Genomic DNA, 14,309 nt, shown 5'->3' with positions numbered 1-14,309 from the left:
GCAAAAACCCGTCACCGTTCAAGAGTGCCCTCTGACCTTGCCTGGTGACAGATCCTCCATGAACACTCACTTTTCCTGCGTCGGTTGCGGCAAATGCTGCAGCGACCATCACGTCCCCCTGACCCTCGAAGAAGCCCGCAGTTGGGCGGCTGACGGCGGTGACGTCATCGTTCTGGCAGAAGGCTTTCTCGCCAGCGGCCTGGGCTTGCCGGTGCAACAACGCGAGCACGCCCAACTGCGCTCAGTGGTGGTCCCCAGCGGCAATACCGAGGCGTTTGTGGCAATTACCTTTGCCGCCTACAACGCCGGGCGTTGCCGGAATCTTGACGAAGACAACCGTTGCCGCATCTATGAACGTCGCCCGCTGGTGTGCCGCATCTACCCGATGGAAATCAACCCGCACATTCCATTGAACCCCGCCGCCAAGGATTGCCCGCCAGAGTCCTGGGAACAGGGGCCGGCGCTGATCGTTGGCGGTGAATTGATGGATGCCGAGTTGGCCGAGCTGATCCGCCGCTCACGCCAGGCCGACCGTGACGATGTGCAGACCAAGGAGGCCGTGTGCGCCTTGCTGGGTATTCGTACTACGGCGCTCAAGGGCGATGGGTTTACCGCGTACCTGCCGAACATGGCGGCCTTCGCCCAGGCGCTCGAGTGGGCGATTGGGCAACCCTCGGTGGCTAATGAGTGGGTGTTTCATGTGTCCGGCATGGACATCGCCGAGCAGGTGCTGGATGCGGGGGCGCAGATTGCCACTGAGGTGCCGGCCAACTATGCGTTTATTTCGTTGAGAGCGGCTTAGGCTCGATGCGGCCAGCTCCCACAGTTGAACGGGTATGGCTGCCTGTTGGCCATGGCATGCAAAACACTGGTGCAGCTCATGCTCCGCTCAATTAATTGGCCATCATTGAATGGAGGGCGGCTCATCCAAGTGATAACGCGCCAGGATCCGCTGGTATTCGCCGTTGTGCATCAATTGTTCAAGCGCGTGGTTGAGGTCGTTACGCAAGCGGGAGTCAAACTTGCGCACCGCAATGGCAATGCCGTTGCCTAACAGCTCACCGGACAAGGGCGGCCCCAGGAAGTCGAAATCCTGGCCATCCGGGGTGTCGAGCAGCGCCCTGCGAATTTCCACAGTGCCTTGCAGCGTCGCATCGATAGTGCCGGCCACCAGGCTGCGGGTCAGTTCGTCGTTGAGCCAGAAACTCTTGATGATGACGCCCGCCGGTGCCCACTGCGACCGCGCAAAGGCTTCGCGGTTGCTGCCCAGCAGTACACCGACACGCTTGCCCTTGAGCGAGCGTGTGTCGGGCAACAAGCCGGAGTCCCTGCGGGCGACCAGACGCGTGGTAAAGGGATACAGATTATCGGTGAACCCCACCAACCGACGCCGCCCGGAGGTGGCGGCCATGCCCATGATCGCATCGAACTGCCGGGCTTCGAGGGCCGGGAAGTCTTCGACAAGCACCTGGTCGACCCAGGTACAGCGCACATTCAACTGTGTACACAGGGCATTGCCCAAGTCGATGTTCAAGCCCACCAATTGACCTTGCGGGCTGCGACTCTGAAACGGCGGGAACTGCGCGGCAACGGCGAAGCGGATTTCGCGCCGGGGTTGATCATCGTCGGCCACGGCGTTGATCGACAGCAAGAGAGCAAGTGCTGCACACAGAGGTATCAGAGCCACGGGAAACATCCTTTTCCAGAAAGACCAGCCTTGAGCACCCGACACGATCCAAACGGTCGGGATGCAATCAAGGCGGTGCAAGCTTTCTAGAAACGGTCGTGGGTCTTCAATCAGAAATATCAGCAGGCGTTGTAGTCCACACCTGATAAAACGCTGATGGTTCTATTCTCAGCGTTTACCCATCGAGCGGCGAGTGCCCGGCGGCGCCATGCCCGGCGACTTGGTGTGACCGTTCTTGGCGCCATTCTTGTACCAGGGCTGGACGGCGTTTTTGGCCCCGGCCAGTTCACCCGGCTTGAACGGAAACTTGAACGCCGGGATCTCGGCTTTTTCAACGCTTTGAGCGTCAGCCGGATCGACGAGGTCGGCCGCTTCAACAGGGGGTTGTGTCGGGGAAGTCATGGAAGCTCCGGAGCGTGCAGAAAATGAGGCGGCGGCCGGCTTGCGGGCCACGCTGGCGCGCAGTATACCTGCGCGCCTCGGATCTTTAACCACCGCCGGTACGAATGGTCGGACTTTACTGACAGCGCTGTCAGTTAGCAGTCACCGTACTGACCGGGTTGGCGGGCTATAAAGAACCCTCACACTCCCGACCCTTTGCCCCGGCGCCACACCCCATGCACATTCAACGAAAAACCGCCCTGTTCGTGGGTGCCCTGGTGGTCGTGGCGATTGCAGCCTGGGCCTTCAACCGACCGGCGAAAAGCAAACTGGCGGTGTCTACCGCCATCCCGGTGCGGGTGGTGAGCGTCACGCAGCAGGACATTCCGCGATTTGTCAGCGGTATCGGCTCGGTGCTGTCGTTGCACAGCGTGGTGATCCGCCCGCAAATCGACGGCATCCTCACCAGGCTGCTGGTCAAGGAGGGCCAGTTGGTCAAAGCCGGTGACCTGCTGGCGACCATCGATGACCGTTCGATCCGCGCCAGCCTCGATCAGGCCAAGGCGCAGTTGGGTGAAAGCCAGGCGCAGTTGCAAGTGGCGTTGGTGAACCTCAAGCGCTACAAAGCGCTGAGCGTCGACGACGGCGTGTCCAAGCAGACCTATGACCAGCAGCAAGCCCTGGTCAACCAGCTCAAGGCCACGGCGCAAGGTAATCAGGCCGCAATTGATTCGGCCCTGGTCCAGCTTTCCTACACCCAGATTCGCTCGCCGGTCACCGGCCGTGTCGGCATTCGTACCGTGGATGAAGGCAACTTCCTGCGCATGAGTGATACCCAAGGTTTGTTCTCGGTGACGCAAATCGATCCGATCGCCGTGGAGTTTTCGTTGCCGCAACAGATGCTGCCGACCCTGCAAGGCTTGATCGCCGCGCCCTCAAAGGCCAGCGTCGATGCCTACATGGGCGCCGACACCGACGGCCAGACCGGCGACCTGCTCGGCGAAGGCCACTTGAGCCTGATCGACAACCAGATCAGCTCCACCACCGGCACCCTGCGCGCCAAGGCTGAATTCAATAACGCCTCGCAGCGCCTGTGGCCGGGGCAACTGGTGACCATCAAGATCCAGACCGCCCTCGACAAAAATGCCCTGGTGGTGCCGCCGACCGTGGTGCAACGTGGGCTCGATGCGCACTTTGTGTACCGCGTCAAAGGCGACAAGGTTGAGATCGTGCCGGTGCAGGTGGCGTATCAGGACAGCGACGTGAACATCATCAAGGGCGTGCAAGCCGGTGACGTGCTGGTCAGCGATGGCCAGTCACGGCTCAAGGCCGGCGCGCAGATCGAGGTGCTCAAAGAACCCCCGCAAGTGATCCAGACCGCCCAAGCCAAGGTGCAACCATGAGCGGCAGCCGTTCGCCGTCCGCCTGGTGCGTCGACCACCCGGTTGCCACCCTGCTGCTGACCTTTGCGCTGGTGCTGTTGGGGCTGATTGCCTTCCCGCGCCTGGCGGTGGCGCCACTGCCGGAAGCGGAATTCCCGACCATCCAGGTCACCGCCACCTTGCCCGGCGCCAGCCCGGACACCATGGCCTCATCCGTGGCCACGCCCCTGGAAGTGCAATTCAGCGCCATCCCCGGCATGACCCAGATGACGTCCAGCAGCGCCTTGGGCTCAAGCCTGCTGACCCTGCAATTTACCCTGAACAAAAGCATCGACACCGCCGCGCAGGAAGTGCAGGCGGCGATCAACACCGCCTCCGGCAAGCTGCCCAGCGACATGCCGAGCCTGCCGACCTGGAAGAAGGTCAACCCGGCGGACAGCCCGGTGCTGATCCTCAGCGTCAGTTCCGACAGCATGCCCAGCACCGAGCTGAGCGACTATGTGGAAACCCTGCTGGCACGCCAGATCAGCCAGATTGACGGCGTTGGCCAGATCAACATCACCGGCCAGCAACGCCCGGCGATTCGTGTACAGGCTTCGCCGGACAAACTTGCGGCCATCGGCCTGACCCTCGCCGATGTGCGCCTGGCCATCCAGCAGTCCAGCCTGAACCTGGCCAAAGGTGCGATTTACGGCGAGAACAGCGTGTCGACGTTATCCACCAACGACCAACTGTTTCACCCGGAGGAATACGGCCAACTGATCGTTTCCTACAAGAACGGCGCGCCGGTGCAGCTGCGTGATGTCGCCAAAGTCATCAACGGTTCGGAAAACGCCTACGTGCAGGCCTGGTCCGGTGACACGCCCGGGGTCAACCTGGTGATTTCGCGCCAGCCCGGTGCCAACATTGTCGAGACCGTGGACCGCATTCAAGCCGAGCTGCCGCGCCTGGAAGGCATGCTGCCGGCCTCGGTGCAGGTCAGCGTGTTGAGCGACCGCACCAAGACTATCCGCGCGTCCTTGCATGAAGTGGAAATGACCCTGCTGATCGCCATCTTGCTGGTGGTGGCGGTGATGGCGCTGTTCCTGCGCCAATTGTCGGCGACGCTGATTGTGTCCAGTGTGCTCGGCGTGTCGCTGATCGCCAGTTTCGCGCTGATGTATGTGCTCGGCTTCAGCTTGAACAACCTGACGCTGGTGGCGATCGTGATCGCCGTGGGCTTTGTGGTCGACGATGCCATCGTGGTGGTGGAGAACATTCACCGTCACCTGGAGGCGGGCCTGGATAAGCGCGAGGCGGCGATCAAGGGCTCCGGCGAAATCGGTTTTACCGTGGTGTCCATCAGCTTCTCGCTGGTGGCGGCGTTTATTCCGCTGCTGTTCATGGGCGGCGTGGTCGGGCGGCTGTTCAAGGAGTTTGCGCTGACGGCCACCTCGACCATCCTGATTTCGGTGGTGGTCTCGCTGACATTGGCGCCGACCCTGGCCGCCCTGTTCATGCGCGCGCCGACTCATCATGCCCATGACAAACCGGGTTTCAGCGAGCGCCTGCTCGCCGGCTACGCGCGCAACCTGCGCCGTGCGCTGGCGCATCAACGCAGCATGGCGGCGATCTTCATGGTGACCCTGGCGTTGGCCGTGGTCGGCTACGTGTTTATCCCCAAGGGTTTCTTCCCGGTGCAGGACACCGGCTTTGTACTCGGCACCAGCGAAGCGGCGGCCGACGTGTCGTACCCGGACATGGTCGCCAAGCACAAGGCTCTGGCCGAGATCGTCAAGGCCGACCCGGCGGTGGCCGCGTTTTCCCACTCGGTGGGCGTGACCGGCAGCAACCAGACCATCGCCAACGGCCGTTTCTGGATCGCCTTGAAAGACCGCGGTGACCGCGATGTGTCCGCCAGCCAGTTCATCGACCGCATCCGCCCCAAACTGGCCAAGGTGCCCGGCATCGTCTTGTACCTGCGCGCCGGCCAGGACATTAACTTGAGTTCCGGCCCAAGCCGCGCCCAATACCAATATGTGCTCAAGAGCAACGACGGCCCGACGCTCAATACCTGGACCCAACGCCTGACCGAAAAACTGCGCGCCAACCCGGCCTTTCGCGACCTGTCCAACGACCTGCAACTGGGCGGCAGCATCACCCACATCAGCATCGATCGCCAGGCGGCGGCACGCTTTGGCCTCACCGCCACAGACGTCGACCAGGCGCTGTATGACGCGTTCGGCCAGCGCCAGATCAACGAATTCCAAACCGAGATCAACCAGTACCAGGTAGTACTGGAACTCGACACCCAGCAACGCGGCAAGGCCGAAAGCCTGAATTACTTCTACCTGCGCTCACCGCTGACCAACGAGATGGTGCCGCTGTCGGCACTGGCCAAGGTCGACCCGCCCAGCGTGGGGCCCTTGTCCATCAGCCATGACGGCATGTTCCCGGCGGCCAACCTGTCGTTCAACCTGGCACCCGGCGTGGCATTGGGCGATGCGGTGATCATGCTCAACCAGGCCAAGAACGAAATCGGCATGCCGACCACCCTGATCGGCACCTTCCAGGGCGCCGCCCAGGCGTTCCAGAGTTCGCTGGCCAGCCAACCGTGGCTGATCCTGGCGGCGCTGGTGGCGGTCTATATTATTTTGGGTGTGCTGTATGAGAGCTTCGTGCACCCGCTGACCATCATCTCCACCTTGCCCTCGGCGGGCCTGGGCGCGTTGATCATGCTGTGGCTGCTGGGCCAGGACTTTTCGATCATGGCCTTGATCGGGTTGGTGCTGCTGATCGGTATCGTCAAGAAAAACGGCATCCTGATGATCGACTTTGCCCTGGAAGCCCAGCGCGTGCGCGGGCTGCCACCTGAGGAGGCGATTTATGAAGCCTGCGTCACCCGGTTCCGGCCGATCATCATGACCACCCTCGCCGCCCTGCTCGGCGCCGTGCCGTTGATGCTGGGCTCCGGGCCAGGCGCGGAACTGCGCCAGCCGCTGGGGATCGCGGTGGTCGGCGGCCTGTTGGTGAGCCAGGCGCTGACGCTGTTCACCACACCGGTCATATACTTGTACCTTGAGAAGTTTTTCCACAGGCCCAAACCAGCGCCGGCGCTGGCGACCACACACTAAAGGCGGGGTCATGCGCGTCCTGATTATTGAAGATGAAGAAAAAACCGCGGACTACTTGCACCGCGGCCTGACAGAGCAAGGCTACACCGTCGATGTAGCACGTGAAGGCGTCGAGGGCTTGCACCTGGCGCTGGAAAACGACTACGCGGTGATCGTGCTTGACGTGATGCTGCCCGGCCTCGACGGCTTTGGGGTGTTGCGCGCACTGCGGGCACGCAAGCAGACGCCGGTGATCATGCTCACCGCCCGCGAGCGTGTGGAGGACCGCATCCGTGGCCTGCGTGAAGGCGCCGATGATTATTTGGGCAAACCGTTTTCGTTCCTCGAACTGGTGGCGCGCCTGCAAGCGCTGACCCGCCGCAGCGGCGGGCATGAGCCGGTGCAAGTCACCGTGGCCGACCTGTGGATCGACCTGATCAGCCGCAAGGCCAGTCGCAATGGCCTGCGCCTGGACCTGACCGCCAAGGAGTTCTCGCTGCTCAGCGTATTGGCACGGCGTCAGGGTGAAATCCTGTCCAAGACCGCGATTGCGGAAATGGTCTGGGACATCAATTTCGACAGCGACGCCAATGTGGTGGAAGTGGCGATCAAGCGTCTGCGCGCCAAGCTCGACGGGCCGTTCGAACACAAGTTACTGCACACCATTCGTGGCATGGGGTATGTGCTGGAGAGCAGAAGTGTCGGCTAACTCCATCGCCGTGCGCCTGAGCGGCATGTTCACGTTGGTGGCGCTGCTGATCTTCGTGTTGATCGGCGGCGCGCTGTACCAGCAAGTGGATCGCGGCCTGGGCTTGTTGCCGGGCGCCGAACTGGATGCGCGCTACAGCGTGCTGGAGTCCTCGGTGAACCGCTTCGGTACACCCGATCACTGGGCAAAAATCACCGCCAAGTTGAAGTTGCTCGGCGAAGAAGACACGCGCATCCGCTTCTGGGTGGTGAGCAGCGACCCGAGCTACGAGTACGGCAACCCCACTGCGCAGATCCGCGCATTCGCCCAGGGGCCGACCGGCAAGCGCGACCTGCGCCTGCCTGGCCATGAATACCCGTTCAAAGTGTTGGTGAGCCAGTTCGCGGCCAAGGATCAACGCCCGTCACTGCGCTTTATGATCGCCATCGACACCGAGAACTTCCGCGCCACTCAGCACCATCTGTTGATGGTCTTGATCGGCCTGGCCTGTGTCGGCGTCGCGCTGGCGGCGCTGCTGGGCTTTTGGGTCTCGCGTATCGGCCTCAAACCGCTGGGCAAGCTCTCGGATGAAGCGCAAAAACTCGCCCCGCCCAAACTCTCCGGGCGCTTGCAGTTGTCGCCCTTGCCGCCGGAGCTGAGCCAGTTCGTCAACTCATTCAACGCCACGCTGGATCGGGTCGAACAGGCGTATTCACGCCTGGAGTCATTCAATGCCGATGTGGCCCACGAACTGCGCTCGCCGCTGACCAACCTGATCGGCCAGACCCAAGTGGCGCTCACCCGTGGTCGTTCGGCCGAGCATTACTTCGAGGTGCTGCAATCGAACCTCGAAGAGCTGGAACGCCTGCGCTCGATCATCAATGACATGCTGTTCCTGGCCAGCGCCGACCAAGGCAGCAAGGCCACCAAACTGATCGAAAGCTCCCTGGCCGATGAAGTCGCCACCACCCTCGACTACCTGGACTTCATCCTCGAAGACGCCCAAGTCAACGTGCGCGTGCGCGGCGACGCCTTGGTGCACATCGAAAAAGCCCACCTGCGCCGCGCGCTGATCAACTTGCTGAGCAATGCGGTGCAGCACACCGCGCCGGGGCAGATCATCGACGTGAGCATTGAAGTGCAGGAGCAGTGGGTGGCGATTGGGGTGACCAACCCCGGCGATGAAATTGCCAGTGAGCATTTGCCGCGCTTGTTTGAACGCTTCTACCGGGTGGACGCGTCACGCAGTAACAGCGGCGCGAATCACGGCCTGGGGCTGGCGATCGTCAAGGCGATTGCGCTGATGCATGGCGGCGATGTGTTTGTGCGCAGTGAGGGTGGCGGCAATACCTTTGGCATTACCTTGCCGGTCTAACTCTCCAAAACACCTCAATTCAATGTGGGCCAGCTCCCACACTGGATCTGCAGCCCCCCGACTGTTGCGGTTTGGGCAACAGTCATTATCTTGTTACACTCTATATCGCACCGCTCACCTGCGTTACTTTGACGCACCGATGAGCGCGACGGCAAGGCAGCTTCCCGCTCACCCGAATTTCCCTCGACTTATTTCCAGGGCTCTACACTGGGAATCTGTTTAAAGCCGCTGACTTCAGCGGCTTTTTTTTGCCGTAAAAAAAGGCCAGGCACGCCCTCACGACATTGGCCGTTTTCGATTGACCAAAGGAGCTAAACCGGTGAAGAACTCGCTGACGTTCACCCCGTTATTCCTCGCGATTGCAGCAACGATCGTCCCCCTTGCCCACGCGGCAGACTCGACCCCCGCTGACGGTTTCGTCGAAGGCTCAAGCCTCAAGATCAACACTCGCAACTACTACATGAACCGCGACCGCCGCGACATTCACACCGATGACAGCAAAGAATGGGGCCAGGGTTTTATCGGCACCTTCGAATCCGGCTACACCCCGGGCACCGTCGGCTTTGGTCTGGACCTCAATGCCATGCTCGGCCTCAAGCTCGACGGCGGCGGCGGCACTGACGGTTCCAGCATCCTGCCTTACGGCAGCGGCAACGGCAAAGCGCCTGGCTCGTTCTCCACCGCTGGCGGCACCTTGAAAATGCGCGCGTTCGACACCGAGCTCAAAGCCGGCGACCTGTTCCTTAACAACCCGGTGATCGCCGGCGGTATGACTCGCATGTTGCCGCAGACGTTCCGGGGTGTGGGCCTGACCAACCACAGCTTCGACGGCTGGATGCTCGAAGGCGGCCAGGCCAGCTTTACCAAGCTTTACAACCAAAGCGGCCACCGGCGCATCGGCACCAGCTACGGCACCTTGCCCGCCAACGCCGACAGCCAGCACCTGAACTGGGCCGGTGTGTCCTTCAGCGGCGTTCCGGGCCTGACCAGCAACCTGTACGCCTCCGAACTCAAGGACGTGTGGCACCAGTACTACTACGACCTGGACTACACCTACGCGCTGAACGACCTGGTCAGCCTCAACCCGGGCCTGCACTACTACCACACCCAGGACACCGGCCAGTCGTTGCTGGGCAGCATCGACAACAACACTTACAGCCTGCATTTCACCGTGGGCGTGGGCAACCACAGCCTCACCGCCGCGTACCAGCGGGTCAACGGCAACACACCGTTCGACTACATCACCCAGGGCGACAGCGTGTACCTGGACAATTCCCAGCAATACTCAGACTTCAACGGCCCCAACGAGCGCTCGTGGAAGCTCAAGTACGCCTACGACTTTGCAGGCCTCGGCATGCCTGGGCTGACGTCCGCCGTGTCGTATATCAGCGGCAAGACCGACCTGACCAGGGTCGACCCCAACAGCCGTGGCTACAGCGCCTGGTACAGCACCGACGGCAAAGACGCCAAGCACTGGGAACGCGACATCGACTTGAAATACGTGGTGCAAGGCGGCAAAGCCAAGGACCTGGCCGTGCGCCTGCAATGGGCAACCAACCGCGGTGGCAATGGCTACTCAGCGGTGGACCGGGATGTGGATGAATACCGCGTGATTGTGGATTACCCGATCAACGTGTTCTAGGCCAGAATCTGCCTGACGATGAATAGCTGATGTGGGAGCCAGCTCCCACACCAAACCTGCGTTTGCCTACTACGCTATTGGCATCCTCGAAGCAGAAGTACGCCCGATGAGCCCAAGTCTCAACCGACCCACCCGTCGCCCGGAACGCTTGTTGATTCTGGGCAGTTGCCTCACCGTGTTCCTGATCGTGGCGATCGTCACCGCGCTGCTGATTCGCGAACATGCCAACACCTTGCAGACCGCCAAGCGTACCGCCAATAACATCACCCAACTGATCGACGCCGATGTACTGCGCAACGTCGAACTCTACGACATGGCCCTCAAGGGCCTGATCGCCGCCACCGAACGCAGCGACCTGCAGGGTGTGTCCGCCAGTATCCGCCACCTGGTGCTGTTCGATCGCTCGGCCGCCGCCCCCTTCAAGGGTGACATTCTGCTGCTGGACCCCAGTGGTGAAGTGATCGCCGACTCCTCGCTGCTCACCCCCAAGACCGGTAACTTCGCTGATCGCGACTATTTTCAGGCACACCGCAGAAACCCTGAGCTGGGGCTGTATATCAGCCGCCCCTTCCTGGCCCGTTGCGTGTGCGATGACCGGTGGCGCATCGCATTCAGCCGCCGCGTGTCATCCCCGGACGGGCGCTTTCTGGGCGTGGCGGTGGCCTCAATGCGTCTGTCGTACTTCAAACAGTTGTTCAGCGGCCTGAACATCGGAAGCAACGGCACCATCAACCTGATCAACCACCAAGGCATCCTGCTGGCGCAACAACCGCTGCTGGAAGCGGACATGATCGACAAGGACTTGAGCCAACGCCCCAATGTCGCGCGCATGCTGCGCGAACGCGATGGCAGCTTTCGTGGCGTCTCCAGCGTCGACAACCAGCCCCGGCTGTATAGTTTCTCGAACGTGGGCACCTTGCCGTTGATTGTCGCGGTGGCGTTGTCCAGCGATGAAGTGTTTGCCCCATGGCGGCGTGCAGCGTGGCTGGTCAGTATGGCCACGGGCGTGTTGTGCATCGGCCTGTTGTGGCTCACCTGGATGCTGAGCAAGGAGCTGCGCCGCCGCCATCGGGCCGAACAAGTGCTGTCAGAACTGGCAGCCACCGACGCCCTCACCGGCCTTGCCAACCGCCGCACCCTGGACCAGCGCCTGCGCCTGGAATGGGACCGCGCACAACGCTCGACCGAGCCGCTGAGCCTGCTGATGATCGACGTGGATCACTTCAAGGACTTCAATGACCTGCATGGCCATCACGGCGGTGATGAAGCCTTGCGTGCGGTCGCCCAAGTCATCGAAGACAACATCCGCCGACCGGCTGATCTGGCGGCGCGCTACGGTGGCGAAGAGTTTGCGGTGGTGCTGCCGCATACCGACGCCAAGGGCGCCTGGTTGATTGCCGAACATATCCGCAGCAGCGTCGAGCATTTGCCACGGGTGGCCGGTGCCGACGGGCCGATCACGGTGAGCATCGGCATGGGCACGTGGCAAAAACGCAGCCGCATGGCACTTGAGGACTTGCTGCTCAATGCAGATCAGGCGTTGTATGAGGCCAAGCACACCGGGCGTAATCGCATCGTCGAGGCCGCAGCCCGCTAGACCTGATCGTTCCCACGCTCCGCGTGGGGATGCAGCCCTGGACGCTCCGGCGTCCCAAAGCGTGACGCAGAGCGTCAGAAGAGGCATTCCCACGCAGAGCGTGGGAACGATCGGCGCTCGGGGCGTGGGAATGATCGGCATAAAAAAAGGCCACCCGAAGGTGGCCTTTCAAAACTAAAGAAAGAGAGTTGTTACTTACACCGCCGCAACGGGACGCATGTAAGAGATCGGTGCGGTGCTGGCATCTTCGAAGGTCACGACTTCCCAAGCGTCTGTCTGCTCAATCAACTTGCGCAGCAGCTGGTTGTTAAGGGCGTGGCCCGACTTGAAGCCTTTGAACTCGCCTATCAGGCTATTGCCCAGCAGGTAGAGGTCACCGATTGCATCGAGGATCTTGTGCTTCACGAATTCGTCTTCATAGCGAAGGCCGTCTTCGTTCAGTACACCATCCGCGTCGACCACAATGGCGTTTTCAACGCTGCCGCCGAGTGCGAGGTTGTGCTTGCGCAGGTACTCGATGTCACTCATGAAACCAAAGGTACGGGCGCGGCTGACTTCTTTTACAAACGAAGTGCTGGAAAAATCCACGCTTGCACTTTGGGTGCGGTCACGGAATACCGGGTGATCGAAATCGATCTCAAAGCTCACTTTAAAGCCTTCGAACGGAACGAAGGTGGCGCGCTTGTCGCCGTCTTCTACTGTCACTTCCCGCAGAATGCGAATGAACTTCTTGGCTGCGTCCTGTTCTTCCAGGCCGGCAGATTGAATCAAGAATACGAAGGGTCCAGCGCTGCCATCCATGATGGGGACTTCGGACGCGGAGAGCTCGACGTAGGCGTTATCGATGCCCAGGCCAGCCATGGCCGAGAGCAAGTGCTCCACCGTGTCCACTTTGACGTCACCGTTGACCAACGTGGTCGACATCGTGGTTTCGCCAACATTTTCCGCGCGAGCAGGAATCTGCACCACAGGGTCCAGGTCGGCACGAACAAACACGATGCCGGTGTCGACAGGTGCAGGTTTGAGAGTCAGGTATACCTTCTCCCCGGAGTGCAGACCTACACCTGTGGCACGGATAATATTCTTCAGGGTGCGTTGTTTAATCATGGCTTGGACCGCTTCAGCGCAAATTGCGAACTGGTATCAACAAAGGCTGGCGATAATAGCAGACCAGACCTTTGCTGAACACCAATCACCTTCATAGCCCTGATACATTCCATTAATCGGCCTGACGACGCAAGAATGCCGGAATGTCCAGGTAGTCCAGATCATCCTGCGGGTTCAGGCTACGGGACGCCGCAGCACCGGCCTGAGCCTGGTTGCGCATCACGGTCGGACGGTCCAGGTCACGGTAGTTCACAGACGGCAGTTCCTGGCGCGCAGGCGCTGGAGCGGCAGCTTGCTGGCTGGCGTGGCTGTTGTGGCTGGTATGAACGGTATTGTCGATGACCTTCACAGGCTTCTCGATTTTTGCGCCCAGGCCGGTCGCAACCACGGTCACGTGCAGTTCATCGCGCATGTCCGGATCAATAACGGTACCGACTTTGACCATCGCGTGCTCGGAAGCGAAGGCTTCGATGATGCTACCCACGTCGGAGTACTCACCTAGGGACAGGTCAGGGCCGGCGGTGATATTCACCAGGATGCCGCGTGCACCTTGCAGGTTCACGTCTTCGAGCAACGGGTTGCGGATCGCCGCTTCAGTGGCTTCGCGTGCACGGTTCGGACCGCTGGCGCAGCCAGTGCCCATCATCGCCATGCCCATTTCGCTCATCACGGTACGCACGTCGGCAAAGTCGACGTTGATCATGCCTGGGCGCTTGATGATGTCGGAGATACCGCGAACGGCACCGGCCAGTACATCGTCAGCCTTGGCGAACGCGGACAGCAGGCTGGCGTCCTTGCCCAGGATGGTCAGCAGCTTCTCGTTGGGAATGGTGATCAACGAGTCGACGCTTTCAGACAGCAGACGGATACCTTCGTCGGCGATCTGCATACGCTTGCGACCTTCGAACGGGAACGGACGCGTCACCACAGCAACGGTCAGAATCCCCATTTCCTTGGCCACTTCGGCAATGATCGGGGCTGCACCGGTACCGGTACCGCCGCCCATGCCGGTGGTGATGAACACCATGTTGGTGCCTTGCAGCACTTCAGCAATACGCTCGCGGTCTTCCAGCGCGGCTTGACGGCCGACTTCCGGGTTGGCGCCAGCGCCGAGGCCTTTGGTCACCGCTGTGCCCAATTGCAGGATGGTCCGCGCGCCGATGCTTTTCAGCGCCTGGGCATCAGTGTTGGCGCAGATGAATTCAACGCCTTCAATGTTGCTCTTGACCATGTGATTGACAGCGTTGCCGCCGCCACCGCCAACACCGATTACTTTGATAACCGGGCTTGCGGGGATGTTGTCTACGAGTTCGAACATGTTCCCTCTCCTTTCGTTTTCTCTAGTTTTTTCGCCTACT

General features: G+C 61.1%; 11 protein-coding genes. 7 read left to right on the top strand and 4 right to left on the bottom strand.

Annotated features, from left to right (window positions below; all coding sequences use genetic code 11):
- Positions 1–58: 58 nt before the first annotated feature.
- Complete coding sequence (locus tag BLV67_RS02060; protein ID WP_065912537.1) at positions 59–802, top strand: YkgJ family cysteine cluster protein; 744 nt, start codon at positions 59–61, stop codon at positions 800–802.
- A 102-nt stretch (positions 803–904) separates the two neighbouring features.
- Here BLV67_RS02060 and BLV67_RS02055 read toward each other — a convergent pair whose 3' ends face one another.
- Together BLV67_RS02055 and BLV67_RS02050 are read right to left on the bottom strand one after the other, a co-directional pair.
- Entirely contained in the window at positions 905–1,687 is a 783-nt protein-coding gene (locus BLV67_RS02055; RefSeq protein WP_065929274.1) for a transporter substrate-binding domain-containing protein, read from the bottom strand.
- A 168-nt stretch (positions 1,688–1,855) separates the two neighbouring features.
- Positions 1,856–2,089 carry a hypothetical protein gene (locus tag BLV67_RS02050; protein WP_069786100.1) on the bottom strand — a complete coding sequence of 78 codons (234 nt, stop codon included), beginning with the start codon at positions 2,087–2,089 and terminating at the stop codon, positions 1,856–1,858.
- A gap of 215 nt (positions 2,090–2,304) precedes the next feature.
- Between BLV67_RS02050 and BLV67_RS02045 the strand changes: the two genes are divergently transcribed.
- The 6 genes from BLV67_RS02045 to BLV67_RS02020 all read left to right on the top strand — a co-directional run bounded on the left by BLV67_RS02045 (position 2,305) and on the right by BLV67_RS02020 (position 11,844).
- Positions 2,305–3,471, top strand: a complete 1,167-nt coding sequence (locus BLV67_RS02045) for an efflux RND transporter periplasmic adaptor subunit (protein ID WP_069786099.1) — start codon at positions 2,305–2,307, stop codon at positions 3,469–3,471.
- Positions 3,468–6,563: a multidrug efflux RND transporter permease subunit gene (locus BLV67_RS02040; protein ID WP_065912534.1), complete on the top strand. Its 3,096-nt coding sequence runs from the start codon at positions 3,468–3,470 to the stop codon at positions 6,561–6,563. The genes BLV67_RS02045 and BLV67_RS02040 overlap by 4 nt, the downstream gene beginning before the upstream one ends.
- Positions 6,564–6,573: 10 nt before the next feature.
- A complete protein-coding gene (locus BLV67_RS02035; protein WP_017138176.1) occupies positions 6,574–7,251 on the top strand; it encodes a heavy metal response regulator transcription factor in 678 nt (225 codons plus the stop codon).
- The gene (locus tag BLV67_RS02030) at positions 7,241–8,605 is read left to right on the top strand and encodes a heavy metal sensor histidine kinase (RefSeq protein WP_065912532.1); all 1,365 of its coding nucleotides are present in this window, start codon (positions 7,241–7,243) and stop codon (positions 8,603–8,605) included. The genes BLV67_RS02035 and BLV67_RS02030 overlap by 11 nt, the downstream gene beginning before the upstream one ends.
- Before the next feature lie 319 nt (positions 8,606–8,924).
- Positions 8,925–10,247, top strand: a complete 1,323-nt coding sequence (locus tag BLV67_RS02025; RefSeq protein ID WP_069786098.1) for an OprD family porin — start codon at positions 8,925–8,927, stop codon at positions 10,245–10,247.
- 106 nt (positions 10,248–10,353) lie between these two features.
- Positions 10,354–11,844 carry a diguanylate cyclase gene (locus BLV67_RS02020; protein ID WP_065912528.1) on the top strand — a complete coding sequence of 497 codons (1,491 nt, stop codon included), beginning with the start codon at positions 10,354–10,356 and terminating at the stop codon, positions 11,842–11,844.
- A 195-nt stretch (positions 11,845–12,039) separates the two neighbouring features.
- On the opposite strand, the gene lpxC is transcribed toward BLV67_RS02020, so the two are convergent.
- Together lpxC and ftsZ are read right to left on the bottom strand one after the other, a co-directional pair.
- A complete protein-coding gene (gene lpxC / locus BLV67_RS02015; RefSeq protein WP_003171886.1) occupies positions 12,040–12,951 on the bottom strand; it encodes a UDP-3-O-acyl-N-acetylglucosamine deacetylase in 912 nt (303 codons plus the stop codon).
- Positions 12,952–13,063: 112 nt separating this feature from the next.
- Entirely contained in the window at positions 13,064–14,269 is a 1,206-nt protein-coding gene (gene ftsZ, locus BLV67_RS02010; protein ID WP_056858975.1) for a cell division protein FtsZ, read from the bottom strand.
- Positions 14,270–14,309 lie beyond the last annotated feature (40 nt).

This window comes from Pseudomonas salomonii (assembly GCF_900107155.1).
GTDB classification, from domain to species: domain Bacteria; phylum Pseudomonadota; class Gammaproteobacteria; order Pseudomonadales; family Pseudomonadaceae; genus Aquipseudomonas; species Aquipseudomonas salomonii.
Note: the sequence above shows the minus strand (reverse complement) of the source record. Positions and strands in the feature narration are given on the sequence as shown.

Bases quoted from the DNA above. Each gene is read 5' to 3' on its own strand.
- BLV67_RS02050 (WP_069786100.1), bottom strand. From the start codon at position 2,089: ATGACTTCCCCGACACAACCCCCTGTTGAAGCGGCCGACCTCGTCGAT.
- BLV67_RS02040 (WP_065912534.1), top strand. From the start codon at position 3,468: ATGAGCGGCAGCCGTTCGCCGTCCGCCTGGTGCGTCGACCACCCGGTT.
- BLV67_RS02035 (WP_017138176.1), top strand. From the start codon at position 6,574: ATGCGCGTCCTGATTATTGAAGATGAAGAAAAAACCGCGGACTACTTG.
- BLV67_RS02020 (WP_065912528.1), top strand. From the start codon at position 10,354: ATGAGCCCAAGTCTCAACCGACCCACCCGTCGCCCGGAACGCTTGTTG.
- BLV67_RS02045 (WP_069786099.1), top strand. From the start codon at position 2,305: ATGCACATTCAACGAAAAACCGCCCTGTTCGTGGGTGCCCTGGTGGTC.
- lpxC (WP_003171886.1), bottom strand. From the start codon at position 12,951: ATGATTAAACAACGCACCCTGAAGAATATTATCCGTGCCACAGGTGTA.
- ftsZ (WP_056858975.1), bottom strand. From the start codon at position 14,269: ATGTTCGAACTCGTAGACAACATCCCCGCAAGCCCGGTTATCAAAGTA.
- BLV67_RS02060 (WP_065912537.1), top strand. From the start codon at position 59: ATGAACACTCACTTTTCCTGCGTCGGTTGCGGCAAATGCTGCAGCGAC.